Below are 19,423 nucleotides of genomic sequence, written 5' to 3' on the forward strand. Positions count from 1 at the left end.
CATGCGTCTGCATATCATCACTTCGCCGTACTATGCGGCAAACTCGTTGGTGATTATTCCGCAGCCATTAGAGGGAACAGCCCCTCATGCTGTTGTTGTGGACCCATCAGCAGGAATTCTTCCTCAACTGAAAGCCACACTGGAGCGTGAGGGTGCTGTTCTGGCGGCTGTTTTACTGACGCATGGGCATCCCGATCATGTGTGGGATTGTGCGCGTGTTGCTTCCTGGGGGCCCGCAGAAAAACAAGTTCCTGTATGGATTCCAGGGCCTGATCGTTATCGTCTGGTTGACCCGGCAGCATATGTGAACAATATGCCTGCGCGAATTGAATTAGATGAGTGGGTTTGTCCTGATGACCTGCGTGATTTCCCCGCAGGGTCATGTGAACTGATTCCAAGTTTATGGATGAAAATGTTACCTGCTCCAGGGCATACCGAAGGATCGGCACTATTCCTCGCGCACAGTGATCTGGACGTATATGCTGACGGGCAGCTCATAGCTTCCAGTGAATTGCCTATTCCGTGGGCTTTAAGCGGCGACGTGATTTTCTCGGGTTCTGTGGGTCGTACTGATTTACCTGGTGGTGACGAAACTCAGATGCGACATTCACTGCGTACAATTTCCCATGCTGTTGATCCTCGAACCCTTTTATTCCCCGGACATGGACCTGCAACAACCTTGCAAGCCGAAATTGACACGAACCCATATGTAACGCGCGCCCGGCGTATCGGGTAAATATTTATTCGTCGTGCTTTTCTGTGTGTGTTGATATGCGCATTGGAATGGAAAAGCACCTGTATCTCGTGAAACAATAGGAAAATGGCACGTACTTCTCTTTCAGGTTTTCCCGAATGGCTCCCCGAAGGACGCATCGTTGAACAATACGTCCTCGATCACCTTCGCCGTGTTTTTGAACTACATGGTTTTGCGGGGATTGAAACTCGTGCCGTTGAAACCCTTGAGCAACTGGAAGCAAAAGGCGAAACCTCAAAAGAAATTTATGTTTTAGAGCGACTGCAAGCTCTGAAAGCTGCTGAAAACGGTGAACGGGTCTCCTCACGTGAGCGACGTATGGGATTGCACTTTGACTTGACAGTTCCTTTTGCTCGGTATGTCGTTGAAAATGCTAATGAATTAGATTTTCCTTTTAAGCGGTACCAAATTCAGAAAGTGTGGCGAGGCGAACGCCCTCAAGAAGGACGATTCCGTGAGTTCACGCAAGCAGATATAGATATCGTGGGACTAGGGGAGCTGCCTTTTCATTTTGAGGTGGAAGCGCCACTGATAATGGGTCAGGCGCTTTCTTCATTGCCAATTCCGCCTGTTCGCATGATGGTGAATAATCGTAAAATCGTTCAAGGCGTATGTGAATCTTTAGGCGTGACAGATATTGAAGCTGCCTTACGTGGCCTCGATAAATTAGACAAAATTGGTTCTGAAGGAGTGCGTGAGGAACTCGTCAAAGTTGGTATCACTTCCGAGCAGACTGATGTTTTATTGCGCATGGCTTCTATTACAGGCGAAGATCCTCAATCTGTACGTCAGCAAGTCAATGAATTGTGTCTTTCCAATGATTTACTTGACGAAGGTTTAACACAGCTGTGTGAACTACTGGAAATTGCTGGGCAGCGTTTACCTGGGGTCATTGAAGCGAATCTGAAAATTGCACGCGGTTTGGATTATTACACGGGTAGTGTTTATGAAACCGTTGTGGTCGGGCACGAAGATTTAGGTTCAATTTGTTCAGGCGGTCGCTACGATTCCTTGGCTAAAGACGGGAAACGTGTGTACCCGGGCGTGGGAATGTCAGTTGGAGTGTCGCGTTTAGTCTCGCGTATGCTGTCAGCTCCGATGGTCCGTGCAACACGTCGAGTGCCTACTGTTGTTCTTGTTGCAGTCAATGATGAAACTGATCGTTTCCGTAGTGACGCTATTGCATCTGCCTTGCGTGAACGAGGAATCAGCGCGGATGTTGCACCGCAGGCAGCAAAATTTGGTAAGCAAATTAAGTATGCTGATAAACGGGGGATACCATTTGTGTGGTTCCCAGGTAACGACGGTGAACCTGATACGGTGAAAGATATTCGTACGGGCGAACAAAGTGCTGCTGACATTGAACAGTGGGAGCCGCAGCCTTGCGACCTCCAGCCTCGCGTATTACCAGTGAAGTGACAGGTGCGTGAGACAAACGGAGCATATGTATCTGCAGATATTTTGCGATGTAAAGCTCAAATCAGTGGGAAAAAAGAGTGCATGTGAGGTCGGGCGTGCACTCCGCCAGCGGCATATATGAAAGGCGTAGCCAATGCCCGAAAAATCCCACACACGTTCATCTGGTCTTGCTATTCTCATACGCGCGAGCGGTCCATCTTTTCTCTTGAGTGCCGCTATCGGCCGTTTACCTGCAGCGATGATTCAACTGGGAATCTTACTGGTCGTAACAACAGCGGTACACAATTTAGGGTTAGCTGGAATGACCGTTGCAATGATCGGTATTGGTACAGCCTGCGGAGCTCCAATTATTGGGCGACTTGCGGATCAGAAAGGCCCTTTACGAGTCATATCGGCTGCTTTAATCATTCAACTTCTGGCTTTAATGCTTCTATGGTGTGCTATCGGCTGGCATATGTCAGACGTTCTTCTTTTATGCGCAGCCGCTCTTGTCGGCATGGCGAATCCGCAAATTGGTTCTATTGCTCGCGCATTATGGTCTGATCTTGCACATACACGCGCTGAAACGGTTGAGCATCCTCGTTTAATCCGCACAGCAATGGGATATGAAACAGCTATTGACGAGTTATCTTTCGTTTTTGGCCCCGCAGTATCGGGCCTGCTTGTGACCTTATGCGGTCCGCTACACACAGTTGCCGTCCTTGCAGTGATGACACTAATCGGTGAAGGTTTTTTCATTTTCTGGCTTGCGATCCATCGATCAATGTGGGCTCCTAATGGATACTCAACAAAACATGCGAATAAAACCACGGGAAATCCTCAATACGATTCACAAAGTACCAGCATCACTTCCGCTGACCTTCCTGTAACCAATGGATTAAAAGCACCTATGCCGTGGCTGCAACTTACCCCTTATTTTGCCAGCATCATATGCGTCGGCATGGTTTTTGGTAGCACACAAACAGCTTTGACAGCGATTCATACCGCACGTGATACACAGGTTCTTACTGGACCTATCTACGGTGCTATGGGACTGACATCAGCATGTGCAGGTTTTTTAATTCCAGCCCTGGGAATACGCTCACGCACAAAATTTATTGCAGGAGGCCTCATAATCGCTCTGGGAGAGGCCTCTATAGCGTTCCTTCCTGCAGACAGCATTATCCTGCTGCTCATTTTATGTATCGGTATGGGAGTCGGCACAGTTCTTGTCAGCGCATATGCCAGTGTTGAACGCTTATCAACACGCGGGTGGGTCACAAGTGCAATGACCATAGGAGCAACGTGTGTGGTCCTTGGAGTATCTGCAGGAAGCGCCGCAACAGGGTATATCGCCAAAACCTTATACCGTGCCCCCGCAATTGCATGCGCAGCAGGTCTTTTCATCGTGGCACTGCATATAACGCTAGCCCTCACATCACGACAAGGGAAAACACAGGAAAAAGACTTCCCACATACGTGATAAGTCAACTTTATGCAGATAATTTTTCACCCGTAAAAACGGGAAAATATGAGCTATATCAATGACGGTGAGGCAATTCACCGCATTTTGTGACAGCTTTACGGTGAGCAGAGGCTAGGCTTATATGGCGATGAGGCGCAGCCTTTTGTGATGGTATCTGGCAAAGCCAGTGTTGTTGTGCAAGGAGTGAAGGCCGCGCTGAAGGTTACCTATTGACCCGGTCTTGCTTTTGCTGGACTTCGAAAAAATACTGACACATACAGAGGATATTTGTGCCTACTACAGATCAAGATCTGGAACTATTCGACGAAAAAAATACTGTCGATATGGATGAAATGATGGAATCCGCTGACGAGGAACACCTCGAAAATACTGAATTCCACGAGTATGAAATTGACGATACAGTCATTGATGAAGAACTTTTCGATGAAGATGAGGACGAAAACGACCTCACAGAAGAAGAAACACAAAATCAAGCAGGCCCAGCTTTTGCTGATCTCGGCTTACCGGATGAACTCCTTTCAGCAATCACACGTATGGGATATGTGACCCCGACACCAATCCAGGCTGAAGCTATTCCAGCCCTTATGCGTATGCGCGATGTTGTTGGAATCGCGCAAACCGGTACGGGAAAAACTGCTGCCTTCGGTTTGCCTTTACTTTCAGTAGTAGACGCTGACGAGAAAGCTGTTCAAGCACTTGTCCTTGCGCCGACACGTGAACTTGCCATGCAATCAGCGCAAGCCATTGAATCCTTTGCTTCAATGACACGTGGTTTAGATATTGTTCCCGTGTACGGTGGATCTGCTTATGGGCCACAAATTGGCGCATTAAAACGCGGTGCGCAAGTTGTTGTGGGCACTCCGGGACGTGTCATTGATCTGATTGAAAAAGGTGCTTTAGACCTATCTTTCGTTCGTATGCTCGTGCTTGATGAAGCTGATGAAATGCTGCGCATGGGTTTTGCAGAAGATGTAGAAACCATCGCGGAATCTGTTCCCGACGAACGATTAACAGCCTTATTTTCCGCCACAATGCCCGCAGCTATTGAGCGAGTCGCACAGACGCACCTCAATAATCCTTTGCGTATCGCTGTGTCAGAAGAATCATCCACAGTGGACACCATTGAACAGACCTACGCGGTCGTTCCCTACAAACATAAGATCGGCGCATTGGCTCGTGTTCTTGCGACCCGCACGCAGAATTTGGCTCATGAAGACGCCGATGCTGCCATTGTATTTGTGCGTACTCGTATGGACGTAGAAGAAATCTCTTTAGAGCTTTCTGGACGCGGTTTCCGTGCAGCAGGGATTAGTGGCGATGTAGCGCAAACTGAGCGTGAACGCATGGTTGAGCGATTAAAAAATGGTTCCCTTGACGTTCTTGTTGCCACCGATGTTGCTGCACGCGGCCTCGATGTGGAACGTATCGGACTCGTGGTGAACTTTGATGTGCCACGTGAACCTGAGGCCTATGTACACCGTATTGGTCGTACAGGTCGAGCAGGGCGTGAAGGTCGTTCCCTGACATTTTTTACTCCGCGTGAGCACGGGCGTTTGCGTCGTATTGAACGGCTAACAGGGACCCCGATGCAGGAAGTGCAGATACCTTCGCCAGTGGCTGTATCAGAATTTCGTGCCCGCCGCATCCTCGATACCGTGAATACACGTATTGAACGTGGACGTTTAGATTTGTACTACTCCTTACTGGATGAAATACATGACGCTACTGAATTGGATGTCTCTGATATTGCAGCGGTTTTGTTAGCTCAAGCAGTAGGCGATGAAGGGCCAGAACCTCGTGTGCGTAAAGACCGTCGCGGTGATGGTCGTATTCGCCGTGAAGAAGAAGTAGATGAAGCCGGCGAATTTGTTGGAGCTGTTTTTGAAGTGGGACGCGATAAAGATCGTCCCCTTAAAGGTGGCAAAGATGGAGCACGCCGTCGCGGTGGCGCTCGTGCGCTATCTGGGACAGGGCGACGCTACCGCGTAGAAGTAGGCAAAAAAGACCGCGTAAAACCAGGCGCTATTGTGGGTGCTATTACAGGTGAAGGCGGTTTAGCAGGTTCTGATATCGGTAACATTGAAATCTACCCGACTTTCTCTTTGGTTGAGATTGCTGGCGACGTTTCATCATCCGCCTTGGGGCGAATTGCAAAAGCCCGTGTGTCAGGTCGTGCTTTGCGTATCCGTGAGGATGAAGGTCCGCAATCTGCTCGTCATTTTGATACAGAACGTCATTCTTCACGAGGCGAACGTGGGCGCCGCGGTGAAAGTCGAGAGTACTCAGAGCGTGGTCGCCATGATAGGTCTGAGCGTGGGTATCGTGGTGAAAAAGGATCAAATTTTGATCGGCGTGATGGGCGTTACGACAGGTCTGAGCGGCGTGATCGCTTAGCGGGCGAGAAGTATTCATCTCGTGGAGATCGTCGTTTTGGTTCTTCGCGCGGTCGTTCACGCTGACAGATATACCTCTCTACCTTAAAAATCATCTCTCGCCTTTGTGAGGATGGGAACGGAAGTGTCGCTTCGCGTATCAGCGCTATGCGGCACTTTCGTGTTGAGGGTGAGGGTAGGGATACGCCGCTATGCGCGGTGGAGAGCAGAAACTGTATCTGCTCGGAAACGATACGCTACGCATGTGGCACTGACACTGACAACGAACAGTAAAACGCATGCAGGTAAATACTCAGGTCCACCTACGGGAATATGGGTGCCCCATAGTGCCAGAATTAATGACGCAATTGCCATGAAAACGGCTGCGCCAGCAGAATCAGCAACTTGAAGCCATGATGAGACTTTTCCGTGTTTTTCAGGTGGAGTGACAGCAAGAGCAAGGACAGAAATAGTTGAATGCATCAGGCCAACACCTGCCCCTGCAAAAAGCCAACTCACTAGCGCTGGCCAGATTGGAGCGTCTGGCCACGCTAAAACAAGGAAAGGGATAACTCCGATACTGAGTAAAAGAGTACCGATGAAAGGTAAACGAGCACGCCAACGCGGGTTTCGGATACGTGACTGAATGGTGGATCCTGCTGCCCAGGAGACTGCGCCAATAGTAACAGCGATGGAAGCGGCATCAGCTGACCAAGCGTGAACATGCTGGAGCAAGAGCGGCAGGAAAGCTGTTGCCCCCATTTCAGCTCCCATAGCGAGCAGACGGGTCAAAATTAAAGAAGGAAGTCCTGAGCGTGCGCGACATGTGCCGCGGGGAAGTAAACGGGGGAGAACACCGATTGTGAGCGCTAAACCGAATACGGTAAGCAAGTAAGAAAGTAAACCAGAGGTGGCCCCCGAAAGTTGTAAGGCGAGAACACCTATCCCGCATCCACAAGACATGAGGGTGAGGGAAAAAAGCAGAGGGTTTTTCTGTTTTTCACCTGTGTTCAGATGACGAAGAACCTGAATAAGAGGAAAAAGAGCGAGCAAACACAAGAAAGGAACTGCGCCAAATACAGGCCGCCATCCGATATGTCCTGTTACCCATCCGGCAATTCCTGGCCCGATAAGGGAAGGTAAAACCCAAGCTAAGGAAAAACCTGCAAATACGGTAGGTCGATGCACGTCCTGAACGAGAGCGCCGATAAGGACGTAAAGGGGGACAATAACGAAACCTCCGCCGCAGCCCTGAATAATCCGCCCGATGACAAAAAGCAGAATATGCCCAGATAACGCGCATAAGGTAAGACCGAGGACGAATAAGCCCATACCGAGTATGAGAACAAAACGAGGACCACGAGAGTCACTCAGCGCGCCGGCGAGGACAGTTGCTGACAGCTGCGCAGCTAAAGCAGAACCTGTCGCAACGGAAAACCATGTGTGTGCTCCAAGCTCTTGAACAACCGTTGGCATAGCGGTGGTTGTTGCTAATACTTCGAAAGCATTCAAAGTAATGAGGATGACAGAGCCAACGAGCAGCATGATTTCTAGGCGATTCCATGCAACTTTCTGTGTTTGATGCTCAGAAGCATGTATTTCTGTATTTTTGAGGTTTTTTTGCCTGTTTTCTGTTTGTGAGGAGTCATTGTGCCGAGGGTTTAATGGGCGCGCTGAATCATCATGTGAAGAAAAAGGCATGAGTTGATTGTTTCATTTACTGTAAAAAAATGCATATTCTGCTGAGAAACGTGAAAAAGATCCTCATGTGAAGGCGGACGGGTAAAAAGATTTCCTTGATGCTGTGCATGCTGTGCACAAAAAATAGAAGATACATGCAGGCAAAGCAGAGGATAGGCGCATGTGAAAGTTCATAGATACTGTCCTCCTAGCGATATGAGCCTGAAGCAACGTAATATATGTGCTGCCGCCGCCTGTCTCGCGGATGGTAATGAAGAAAGGAAAAACTGTGCTACGTACACATGAGATCGGTTCACTTGGACTGGAATCTGTTGGACAGACCGTCACCCTTACCGGTTGGGTTGATCGTCGTCGCGATCACGGAGGAGTTGCTTTCGTTGATTTGCGTGATGCATCAGGTATTGTTCAAGTTGTTGTTCGTGATGAGTCAGTTGCACACGAATTGCGTACAGAATTTGTTCTGAAAGTAACTGGCGAAGTAATGGCCCGTCCTGAGGGAAATGAGAATACAAAAATCTCAACGGGTGCCATTGAAATCATGGGTGATGACATTGAAATCCTCAATACATGCGCACCGTTACCTTTCCAAATTTCTGCACATGCAGAAGATACGAATGTTGGTGAAGAAACACGTTTACGTTACCGCTATCTTGATTTGCGCCGTGAAAGCGCGCAGCGTGCCATACGTTTACGTTCACAGGTATCACGAGCTGCCCGAGATACTCTTTATGAGCATAAATTTATTGAAATTGAGACTCCGACACTGACTCGTTCTACTCCTGAAGGTGCTCGTGACTTTATTGTTCCTGCGCGACTATCTCCAGGTTCTTGGTACGCTTTGCCGCAGTCCCCGCAGTTGTTCAAACAAATGCTGATGGTGGCCGGTATGGAACGCTACTTCCAAATCGCCCGTTGTTATCGTGATGAGGATTTTCGTGCAGATCGTCAGCCGGAATTTACCCAGCTAGACATTGAAATGAGTTTCGTTGACCAAGATGATGTCATTGCTGTTGCTGAAGATGTCCTGAAGAATGTGTGGGCACTAATTGGTTATGATTTACCGACACCATTGCCGCGTATAACCTACGCAGAGGCTATGGAAAAATATGGCTCAGATAAACCTGATTTGCGTTTTGGTTATGAGCTTGTAGAACTGACCGAGTATTTCCGCGACACGTCTTTCCGTGTATTCCAAGCCCCATATGTCGGTGCAGTTGTCATGCCAGGAGGCGGCTCGCAGCCTCGTCGTACTTTCGATAAGTGGCAGGAATGGGCGAAAGCTCGTGGCGCTAAAGGACTGGCATATGTCACTGTGGCCGAAGATGGTACTCTCGGTGGTCCTGTTGCGAAGAACATTACAGAAAACGAACGTGAAGGTCTGGCAGCTGCGACAGGCGCGCAGCCAGGAGACTGTATTTTCTTTGCTGCGGGAGCACCTACACCTGCACGGGAACTTTTAGGTGCTGCTCGACTTGAAATCGGTAAGCGATGCCACCTGATTGACCCGGATGCTTGGGCTTTCACATGGGTTGTTGATGCACCGCTCTTTAAGCCCACAGGTGATGCTGAAGCCGAAGGTGATGTTGCCTTGGGACACTCTGCATGGACAGCAGTACACCATGCTTTCACATCACCGAAACCTGAATGGTTGGATACTTTCGATCAAGACCCCGGTAATGCCTTGGCTTACGCTTACGACATTGTGTGTAATGGCAATGAAATTGGTGGCGGTTCTATCCGTATCCATCGTCGTGATGTGCAAGAACGTGTCTTTGATGTGATGGGTATTGGAGCTGAGGAAGCGCAAGAACAATTCGGCTTCCTTTTGAATGCTTTCAAGTATGGCGCACCGCCTCATGGTGGCATTGCTTTTGGTTGGGATCGTATTGTTTCCTTGCTGACAAAGTCGGATTCAATTCGTGATGTGATCGCATTCCCCAAGTCTGGTGGTGGGTATGACCCATTGACAGAGGCACCGGCCCCTATTACGCCTCAACAGCGTAAAGAAGCAGGTGTGGATGCAAAACCAAAGAAACGCGGTGAGGAAAGCGAAAAGAATCAGGAAAACTCACCTAACGAATCTGCCGAGTAACGGTGCAGATATATGACAGACACATTTTTCATCTGTCCGGCATCGCGTAGCTGTAAAAGATGAATATGGGAGGGTTTCACGGTTCTAGGTGCTCCCTTAGAATGTGGACGCTGTTACTCATGTCTGTGTTTTAGGCTGTGAGGGCGTGATTTCGATAGTGGATCGGGGTCATGCCCTCAAGTCCTTCGTGGATGCGATTCCTGACGCGCCAGTGAAGGTGTTTTTGAACGCCCTTATTGATAGCTGAAACAGATATGTGTATGCGAAAAACAAACAAAACGAAGAGAGCTGAGGCACACTGGATATATGTCGTACGTTGAGATGCATCCAGTAAATCCTCAGACTCGTTTTATTTCTCAGACCGTGGAAATACTCAAAAATTCTGGGACAATCGCTTTACCCACAGATTCGGGATATGCGATTGCCTGTGCTTTGGGAAATAAAAGCGGTATGGATCTGATTCGTCAGATTCGTCGTCTTGACGATAAACATAATTTTTCACTTTTGTGTCATTCATTTGCTCAGATTGGTGAACTTGTCATCCTTGATAATTCTGAATTTCGAACAATTAAGGCATTAACACCAGGACCATATACTTTTATTGTTCGTGGCACTAAAGAAGTTCCTCGTATGACCCTCAATAAAAAGAAACACACAGTCGGGATACGTTTACCTGAGCATGTGATTACGCAAGAAATTCTTCGCGCATATGGGGCCCCACTGGTAAGCTCAACCCTCATTATGCCCGAAGAAACAGAGCCGCTGTGTGATGGCTATGAGGTGGAAGACCGCATTGGGCATCAGGTAGATCTTGTGATTTCTGCGCCTGTTGGAAGTAGCGAGCCGACAACAGTGGTGGATTTTACTTCGGGGAGTGTTGAAATTGTCCGTGTTGGTGCGGGAGATATTTCTTTATTTTCCTAAAAAGGAATCAGGTGTGGGAGGGGAGTATCTTTCTTGCATATGAGGTGTTTTATGTACTCGCTGCGCCCGTAGGGGAGGAATTTCACCTGATAGAGCATGTTCCCCCCATGAGAATACTCAGTGATGAAATCTACGACATTATTGTGAATTCACGTAACGAAAATCTTGGTTGAAAAGTAGTGTCTGATGTGGGTGTTCAGATCCAGGAGCCTCACATGGTTGCGTGAATGTGTTAGAAAAACATGCGAAATAGCTTTACTGATGGAGCGATGACGATACTTCAGTGGTGACACATTATTAAAGGTCTGCAACGCAGATAACGTAGATACTGCATAAATAGCCTCAAGCAATATATGGTGAAGTGGCATGAGGATGTTCCATTGATAGATGGAAATAGTTTGTGAGTACAGCGCGAGTAGGAGATTAAGTGGATCTTTTTGAAAGCCAGGGAGTAAATGAATCTGGTATTCCTGCTTTTTCTTCGCAGGCTCCCTTAGCGGTGCGTATGCGTCCACGAACAGTAGATGAAGTTGAGGGGCAACAGCATCTTTTGGAACAAGGAGCACCTTTACGTCGCCTTTTACAACCTCAAGGAACAAGTAGTGCAGCGCTTTCATCCGTGATTTTGTGGGGTCCTCCAGGGACAGGAAAAACAACGCTTGCCTATTTGGTGGCCCGTGCAGGGCAACGTTTCTTTGTGGAGCTGTCGGCAGTCAGCGCAGGGGTTAAAGATATACGCGACGTAGTTGCTGCGGCGAAACGTCGTATCGCCGCGACAGGACAAGAAACTGTCCTTTTCGTTGATGAAGTACATCGTTTCTCTAAGTCACAACAGGATGCTTTACTGCCGTCGGTAGAAAACAGGTGGGTAACACTCATCGCAGCTACAACGGAAAACCCCTCATTTTCCGTTATTTCACCTTTGCTTTCACGTTCTTTATTGCTTACACTCCACCCTTTAGGTGCGCATGATATTGAAGTGCTTTTAGAACGTGCTTTAGTTGATGAGCGTGGTTTGCAAGGAAAATGGTCTTTAACTGAAGTGGCACGTGAAGCACTTATTCGTCTTTCAGGAGCTGATGGGCGTAAATCGCTGACTTTGTTGGAAGCTGCTGTCGCTGCTGCCAGTGAAATGGATGCAACAACAGTTGATGTGGAACATGTGGAAGCTGCAGCTAATCATGCGCTTGTACGGTGGGATAAAGACCAGCACTACGATGTGGCATCGGCTTTTATTAAATCAATGCGTGGTTCTGATGTGGATGCGGCTGTACATTATTTAGCGCGGATGATTGAAGCAGGGGAGGATCCGCGTTTTATTGCTCGACGCGTGATGATTTGTGCGGCAGAGGATGTGGGGATGGCGGCTCCCGAGGTTTTATCGCTGACTGTTGCTGCGGCTCAAGCGGTCGCTATGATCGGTATGCCGGAGGCTCGGATTTTACTTTCTGAGGCAGTTATTGCTGTTGCTACTGCACCTAAATCAAATGCCGCCTACCAAGCGATTGATCGTGCGCTCGCAGATATTCGTGAAGGAAAAGGCGGTCCAGTTCCTTTACATTTACGTGATGCCCATTACAGTGGTGCCCGTCAATTGGGTCATGGTCAAGAATACGTGTATGCGCATGATGCTCCTCATCACGTGGCGGCACAACAGTATTTACCTGATGACCTCTTAGGACGCCGGTATTACGAACCTACAGCAAATGGTAATGAGGCAATGCTCACTAAGCGTGTGCAGATGCTGAGAGACTTACTTGATATGCGTTAGACTACTCGGGTTGCAATGTACATAGCGTCGCTATGTGTGTTGCCTTCCCTGGGGCCGTAGCCGAAAGAGAAATCTGGGAGTTGGCTCCGTGTCAGTGGCACAAGGCTGCTGACATGACATAAGGAACAGGAAAGGTGCCATTACTATGGCTAATCAGCGTTCTCGCAAGCAAGTGCGTGAATCCCGCGCTCTGGGTATTGCTCTTACTCCGAAGGCCGTTCGCTATTTTGAAAAGCGTCCCTACGGTCCCGGTGAACATGGTCGTAGCCGCCGTCGTCAAGAATCCGATTACGCGGTTCGTCTGAAGGAAAAGCAGCGTCTGCGCGCTCAGTATGGTATTCGTGAAGCTCAGATGCGTCATCTTTTCGAAGAAGCACGTCGTACCACTGGCCTGACTGGTGAAAACCTTGTTGAGCTGCTTGAAATGCGTCTGGATGCACTGGTATTGCGCTCTGGCTTTGCACGCACCATTCAGCAAGCTCGTCAGGTCGTTGTTCACCGTCACATCCTTGTTGATGGCAAGATCGTTGACCGTCCTTCCTTCCGCGTAAAGCCAGGTCAAGTCATTCAGGTAAAACCGAAGTCACAAACCACGGTTCCTTTTGAAATTGCTGCTCAAGGTATCCACCGTGATGTTTTGCCTGCTGTTCCCGAATATCTGAATGTGGAACTTGAACGCCTCAAAGCAGTTCTCGTTCGCCGTCCCAAGCGTGCTGAAGTTCCGGTCACCTGTGATGTGCAGATGGTCGTCGAACACTACTCACGCTGACATATCACGTGTAGCCCCGGGAGTCTATGGCTTCCGGGGTTTCGTCCTTACAGTTTTCCTTACACAGGCCCTTTCACCTATTCACAGGCCTTTTATCCCACTACGATGAGGACTTATGCGCACCTCTGAAATTCGCAGCCGCTGGCTGGACTACTTTGCTTCCAAAGATCATCACATTGCTCCGTCGGTTCCGTTGATTTCGCCTGACCCGTCAATTCTTTTCACAATTGCCGGTATGGTGCCTTTTATTCCCTACATTGTGGGAACTGAGCCAGCACCGTGGCCGCGGGCTGCCTCTGTTCAAAAATGTATTCGCACGAATGACATTGATAACGTAGGTAAAACTACGCGCCACGGCACGTTCTTCCAGATGAATGGCAATTTTTCTTTCGGCGATTATTTCAAAGAAGGTGCCATTGATTTCGCGTGGGAGCTTTTAACTGGCAGCGTGGATGAGGGGCGCTACGGACTTGACGGGGATCGTTTTTGGGTAACGATCTGGGACCAAGATGACGTGTCCTACGATCACCTTACCCGCGTGATCGGTATGGATCCGCACCATATTGTGCGCCTCCCTCGTCATGATATCTTCTGGGATACAGGACAGCCTGGTCCTGCTGGTCCATGCGCAGAATGGCACTACGATCGTGGTCCTGCTTATGGTCCAGAGGCCGTTGGTGGAACCGTTGACCCAGGTGGCGACCGTTACCTTGAAGTGTGGAACCTCGTATTCGATCAGTTCTTACGTGGTGAAGGCCAAGGTAAAGACTACCCGTTGCTGGGTGAACTGGAATCGAAAGCAATCGATACAGGTGCAGGTTTGGAACGTTTGTCTTTTGTTCTTCAAGACAAACCGAATATGTACGAAATTGATGAAGTTTTCCCCGTGATTGTGGCGGCGCAAGAAATGACAGGGAAAACCTACGGGCGTGGAGCTGCTGGCCCACAAGCTGGCGCCGCATACGAAGATGATGTACGGATGCGTGTAGTTGCTGACCATGTGCGCTCCGCTTTAATGCTGATTAGTGATGGTGTGCGTCCAGGTAATGATGGGCGTGGCTATGTTCTGCGTCGTCTTATTCGTCGCGCGGTACGGTCTATGCGTCTGCTTGGCGTAGATGAAGCAACTTTGCCGACCCTGCTGACAGCTTCAAAAGAAGCAATGAAAGCCTCGTATCCTGAACTGGAAACACAATGGCAGACAATTCAAGATGTAGCATACGCTGAAGAAGATGCTTTCCGCCGGACTTTAAGCGCAGGAACAACGATCCTTGATACGGCTGTGAGTCAAGCGAAAGCTGCTGGCTCAACTGTACTGTCAGGCGATAGCGCTTTCTCCTTGCATGATACATACGGTTTCCCCATTGACTTGACTCTTGAAATGGCTGCGGAGCAAGGGCTCAGCGTTGATGAAGAGGGTTTCCGTAGCCTCATGCAGGAACAGAAAGAACGTGCTCGTGCTGATGCTCGCGCTAAAAAGAGTGGTCACACAGATGTGCGAGTGTTCCATGACATTGAAAAAGCTATGGGCGGCGGATCGCAGTTCCTTGGCTACACGGAAACAGCCGCGTCAGCGCGTGTGGAAGCTGTTCTTGTTGAGGGAGTGCCGACATCTGCTGTGGAAGCACCGGCAGAAGTTGAAATAGTTTTGGATCGCACACCTTTCTGGGCAGAAATGGGTGGTCAGCTTGCCGACCAAGGGACAATTCGCTTAGAAAACGGCGCGGTCATTGAAGTGCATGATGTACAAGCCCCCCTCAAAGGCCTATCGGTTCACCGTGGTACTGTCACCGAGGGAACTGTGGTGCAGGGGATGAATGCGTGGGCTGAAATTGATACTGAACGTCGTATGGCTATTGCTCGGGCGCATACTGCGACACATATGGTGCACAAGGCATTACATGAGGTAGTTTCCGCAGATGCGAATCAGGCAGGTTCAGAAAATTCACCCTCACGCTTGCGTTTTGACTTCCGTCATTCTGCCGCACTGACGTCTTCACAGATGTCGGATATTGAGTCCTTACTTAATGAAAAACTTACCGAAAATATGCTGGTGACAGATGAAGTCATGCCTATTGAACAGGCGCGTGCTATGGGCGCGATGGCATTATTTGGTGAAAAATACGGTTCTCATGTTCGTGTGGTTTCTATCGGCGGTGACTGGTCAAAGGAATTATGTGCAGGTACGCACGTGTCTGCCACCGGTCTTATTGGCCGTGTTGCCGTGGTAGGTGAAGGTTCCATCGGTTCAGGTGTGCGTCGTATTGATGCTTTAGTTGCTGATGGTGCATATAAGTACCAAGCGAAAGAACATGCCTTAGTTTCCCAGATCAGCAGCATTTTAGGTGGGAAAGCTGAAGATTTACCGGCTCGTGTGGAATCTTTGGTTGCGAAACTGCGTGAGGCAGAAAAAGAACTGGATCGTGTACGCACCGCACAGGCTTTAGCTCGGGGTGCTGAATTGGCAGCGAGCGCGGTTTCTTTAGGGCAGGTGAATTTTGTTCGAGCGACCGTTGGTGAAATGCCTTCGGCTGATGCGTTACGTAGTTTGGCGCTAGATGTACGTGACCGTTTAGGGGAACAGCGTGCAGCTGTTGTGATTCTTATTGGTATTGTGTCGGGCAAACCATCTGTGATTGCGGTGACAAATGCGCTTGCCCGTGATCGTGCACTGAAAGCTGGTTCGCTTGTGCGCCTTGCCTCTAAGATTCTTGGCGGCGGCGGCGGCGGTCGTGATGATATCGCTCAAGGTGGGGGACAGGATATCTCCGCTATTGATACTGCGTTATCAGCTGTGGAAGCGGAGTTGTTAGCGTAGTGGCTTTTCGACGAGGAACACGTCTAGGGGTTGATGTGGGGACAGTCCGTATTGGGCTGGCCCGCACAGACCCTGAAGCTATCATGACTTTTCCTCTGGAAACATTGCATAGAGCTGATGATGGAAGTGAATTTGAGCGCCTGATTTCCCTCGTTGAAGAATACGATGTTATGGAAATTATTGTGGGACTTCCTCGGCATTTAGCAGGCGGTGAAGGGATTTCAGCTAAAGGTGCACGCCGTTACGCGCGGCGCATTAAAAAAAGTCTCCCTCATATTCGTGTTGCTTTTGTTGATGAACGTCTCACATCACATCAGGCTCATCAGCGTTTACGTGCGGCTGGTCGTTGTGAACGTAGCCACCGTGAAATAGTCGATCAAGTTGCGGCACAAATTATTCTTGAACACGCACTTGAAATAGAACGTATGAGTGGAAATCCACCCGGTGACGTACTTGAAAGTCCCGAACAGAAGGGAAAAGGAACCCTGTGACTGATAACGAACCTTTACGTAGGCCGCCAATGCGTTCTCGTCGAGATATGAGTCCAGCAGAACGAGGATATACCTCTGAATCTTCTGTGCCTACCCCTATGAGCGCTCCTCCTGTGAGTATTGAAACGACAGGTATGCGTTCTCGTCGTCTTGAACATGAACGCCGTCGGGCACGTAGGCGTCGCCGTAATCGTCGTATCAGGTCTTTCATTGTGCTTGTATGTGTTTTAGCTCTTATCGGTGTGGCTTTGAACTATGCGTGGTATGCGCTTACAAACGATGCCCAAAAATTAACAGTTGCTGATGATTACCCTGGTCCAGGAACGGGAAGCGTCGAAGTTGTCGTTGAATCCGGTGAAACAGGTACAGATATCGGAAATAAACTCGTCCAAGCCGATGTGGTGAAATCTCTTGCTGCTTTTATTCGGGCATGGGAATCAAATAAAGCAGCGTCTTCTATTAGGCCGGGAACTTACACATTGAAGCAAAAGATGAATGCTTCTCAAGCGGTTGCTGACTTATTAGATAGTGCGAATCGTACAGATAACACAGTGACTGTAAATTCTGGTGAAACTCTGAAACAAATTGTTGATCGTTTTACTTCAGTGAGTAAATTCTCCGTTGAGGAAGTAAATGCAGCTTTACAAGATACAGCCGCTTTGGGCTTGCCTGTTGAAGCAAAAGGAAATGTTGAAGGATGGTTAGCACCAGGAGCATATGAGCTGGCAACAAGTGATACTCCTGCCACGATTTTCGCAAAGATGATTTCTGCAACCATTACACAGCTAGATTCTTTATCTGTCCCGCCTGCTGACAGAGAAACTGTTCTTATCAAGGCATCTATTCTTGAAAGAGAAGTGAATCTAAAAGAATACATGTCAAAAGTGGCACGTGTGATTGAAAACCGCCTGAATAATCCAGAAGCCGAAACTCGCGGGAGACTGCAGATGGATTCAACTGTGCTGTACGGTGTCGGAAAGACCGGTGGTGTTCCCACCTCTGAAGACCTCAATAATGACAATCCGTACAATACGTATCTGCATGCAGGATTGCCTCCGACTCCAATTTCCCAGCCATCATTAACAACGATAAAAGCTGTTTTGTCACCGGCTGCAGGTAACTGGCTTTACTTTACGACTGTGAATCTTGAAACAGGGGAAACGCTTTTTGCTGAAACCTTGGCTGAACAGAATCAAAACGTCGATATATTCAAAGAATACTGCCGTACGCACCGCGGTAAATGCTGATGCCGTGGGCTGCTGTTATTGGCTCGCCTATTGAGCACAGTTTGTCGCCGGTGCTTCATCGTGCTGCTTGGGAACACACTCCTATCGGCTCACAAGGATGGGACTACCGGCGTATCGAATGTGATGCTCAGGGGCTTGCTTCGCTGATTACTGGATTAGATGAACACTGCCGTGGATTGTCTGTGACAATGCCGTGTAAGCAGGCGATTATTCCATTCTTGGATGTCATTGATCCGCTTGCTCAGGCCGTTGGTTCTGTGAATACGCTGATTCCTTCAGGCGGTGTTCTGACCGGTTTTAATACAGATGTTTTTGGTATTGAAAGAGCACTGCACAGCGTGATCCCAGTGGGAACGCATCCTCGAACAGCAGTTATTTTAGGCTCTGGCGCAACAGCATGTTCTGCTTTAGCGGCAGTGGGCACTCTGGGAATACATGATATTTATGTGGTGGCGCGGCGTTTTGCAGGCCCCAATTCTGTAGTTGTTGCCGCTTCACGTTTAGGTATCACTATTCATCAGATCTTATGGAATGATGATCTTCAGGTGATTCGAGCCCTTTCAATGGCCGATATCGTTGTATCAACTGTCCCCGCGCATGTATGCGATTCATTAGCTCCTCATCTGGCAGACACGCATGGGCGCATACTTTTAGATGTGGTGTACGCGCCAATGACAACTGATCTTGTGGCTGCATGGCGGCATGGGGGTGGCCTGATTGCTCATGGTCTGGATATGCTGATATTCCAAGCGATTCAGCAAGTACGCCTAATGACTGGCTATGACGTTCACTATGAAGTGATGCGCCACGCTCTTGAACATCACCGAGAAACAGCCACACATGCTGAATGACATTCGTGATTTCATTGCTTCCCACGTGGAGACTCCGCTTGTGTCGGGTTTTATGACGTGGGTGCTGATTGCCGCATGGATGTGGTTCAAAGGCTGGAAAGTACAACGTCGTTATTTTATTGCTTCACTTTTAACACCTCTCCGACGAATTCCTCTTTGGTGGATGTGTGCAATCATTGGTGCTGTGATGGTTGTTGCCGCTGAGCAAAGACCTGCTTCGCCTGCTTTGGTTGCAGTCGCCATGGTGGGGGTCGTGTCATCAGTTGTTGATGCTCGAACTCATCAGCTCCCTGATACCTACACCGCAGTGATGGCATGTGGTGTGATCTCAGGTATTTTTTTAGCTGGCCTCACTGCGGCTCAACCATTTATTTTACTGGGGAAAGTGATGACAGGAGCACTTTTGTGGTTGGTGCCATTGTGGTGTGCTTCCCGTATTCCTCATGGTATGGGTAAAGGTGATGTGAAACTTGCTCCAGTTTTGGGTGCGATGCTGGGTATCCTTGGAATACAAGCAGCTTTAACAGCCTTGATTTTGTCCTTTGTTGCAGCAGGCTTGGCGGCTCTCACTCATATAGTCACAGGTCAAGCAGGAACGGATACGCGGATTCCTATGGGACCGTGGCTTATAGGTTCTGCACTGTTATCCTATCTTCTGTGGGGTGTTATTCCCGATTGGTTGTAGGTGCGTATCACATAAGATTTTCTTTTACGTGCCTTTGACCGAGGGGACCTGCGCCAGATCGTGC

The 19,423-nt window shown here is 48.9% G+C and carries 14 protein-coding genes; 13 read left to right on the forward strand and 1 reads right to left on the reverse strand.

The features are described from left to right. Position 1: 1 nt before the first annotated feature. The 4 genes from LRP54_RS03865 to LRP54_RS03880 all read left to right on the forward strand — a co-directional run bounded on the left by LRP54_RS03865 (position 2) and on the right by LRP54_RS03880 (position 6,097). Complete coding sequence (locus LRP54_RS03865; RefSeq protein ID WP_231235040.1) at positions 2-736, forward strand: MBL fold metallo-hydrolase; 735 nt, start codon at positions 2-4, stop codon at positions 734-736. A gap of 84 nt (positions 737-820) precedes the next feature. Further along, positions 821-2,173: a histidine--tRNA ligase gene (hisS, locus tag LRP54_RS03870; protein ID WP_231235041.1), complete on the forward strand. Its 1,353-nt coding sequence runs from the start codon at positions 821-823 to the stop codon at positions 2,171-2,173. A gap of 133 nt (positions 2,174-2,306) precedes the next feature. Next, positions 2,307-3,635, forward strand: coding sequence for an MFS transporter (locus tag LRP54_RS03875; RefSeq protein ID WP_231235043.1), 1,329 nt, complete (start codon positions 2,307-2,309; stop codon positions 3,633-3,635). Between the two features lie 335 nt (positions 3,636-3,970). Beyond that, on the forward strand, positions 3,971-6,097 hold the full coding sequence (locus LRP54_RS03880; RefSeq protein ID WP_231235097.1) for a DEAD/DEAH box helicase: 2,127 nt from the start codon (positions 3,971-3,973) through the stop codon (positions 6,095-6,097). Positions 6,098-6,220: 123 nt separating this feature from the next. Here LRP54_RS03880 and LRP54_RS03885 read toward each other — a convergent pair whose 3' ends face one another. Next, on the reverse strand, positions 6,221-7,711 hold the full coding sequence (locus LRP54_RS03885) for an MFS transporter (RefSeq protein ID WP_231235044.1): 1,491 nt from the start codon (positions 7,709-7,711) through the stop codon (positions 6,221-6,223). Between the two features lie 268 nt (positions 7,712-7,979). Here LRP54_RS03885 and aspS point away from each other — a divergent pair, with 268 nt between their 5' ends. From aspS to LRP54_RS03930, 9 genes are all read left to right on the forward strand, one after another. After that, positions 7,980-9,803: an aspartate--tRNA ligase gene (aspS, locus tag LRP54_RS03890; protein ID WP_231235046.1), complete on the forward strand. Its 1,824-nt coding sequence runs from the start codon at positions 7,980-7,982 to the stop codon at positions 9,801-9,803. Positions 9,804-10,109: 306 nt separating this feature from the next. After that, positions 10,110-10,727, forward strand: a complete 618-nt coding sequence (locus LRP54_RS03895; RefSeq protein ID WP_231205844.1) for an L-threonylcarbamoyladenylate synthase — start codon at positions 10,110-10,112, stop codon at positions 10,725-10,727. A 427-nt stretch (positions 10,728-11,154) separates the two neighbouring features. Beyond that, on the forward strand, positions 11,155-12,498 hold the full coding sequence (locus tag LRP54_RS03900; RefSeq protein WP_231235047.1) for a replication-associated recombination protein A: 1,344 nt from the start codon (positions 11,155-11,157) through the stop codon (positions 12,496-12,498). A gap of 145 nt (positions 12,499-12,643) precedes the next feature. Then, positions 12,644-13,267: a 30S ribosomal protein S4 gene (gene rpsD, locus LRP54_RS03905; protein WP_231205842.1), complete on the forward strand. Its 624-nt coding sequence runs from the start codon at positions 12,644-12,646 to the stop codon at positions 13,265-13,267. Between the two features lie 115 nt (positions 13,268-13,382). Next, positions 13,383-16,085 (forward strand): alanine--tRNA ligase, encoded by a 2,703-nt coding sequence (gene alaS / locus LRP54_RS03910; RefSeq protein WP_231235049.1) that lies wholly within the window; start codon positions 13,383-13,385, stop codon positions 16,083-16,085. Beyond that, positions 16,085-16,576, forward strand: a complete 492-nt coding sequence (gene ruvX, locus LRP54_RS03915) for a Holliday junction resolvase RuvX (RefSeq protein WP_231235051.1) — start codon at positions 16,085-16,087, stop codon at positions 16,574-16,576. The genes alaS and ruvX overlap by 1 nt, the downstream gene beginning before the upstream one ends. After that, positions 16,573-17,823, forward strand: a complete 1,251-nt coding sequence (mltG, locus tag LRP54_RS03920; protein ID WP_231205839.1) for an endolytic transglycosylase MltG — start codon at positions 16,573-16,575, stop codon at positions 17,821-17,823. Before ruvX ends, mltG begins: the two co-directional genes overlap by 4 nt. Beyond that, positions 17,823-18,674 (forward strand): shikimate dehydrogenase, encoded by an 852-nt coding sequence (locus LRP54_RS03925; RefSeq protein ID WP_231235099.1) that lies wholly within the window; start codon positions 17,823-17,825, stop codon positions 18,672-18,674. Before mltG ends, LRP54_RS03925 begins: the two co-directional genes overlap by 1 nt. Then, positions 18,664-19,359 (forward strand): prepilin peptidase, encoded by a 696-nt coding sequence (locus LRP54_RS03930; protein ID WP_231235052.1) that lies wholly within the window; start codon positions 18,664-18,666, stop codon positions 19,357-19,359. The genes LRP54_RS03925 and LRP54_RS03930 overlap by 11 nt, the downstream gene beginning before the upstream one ends. Positions 19,360-19,423 lie beyond the last annotated feature (64 nt).

The sequence above is a fragment of the Schaalia sp. lx-100 genome (assembly GCF_021083625.1).
Classification (GTDB): domain Bacteria; phylum Actinomycetota; class Actinomycetes; order Actinomycetales; family Actinomycetaceae; genus Pauljensenia.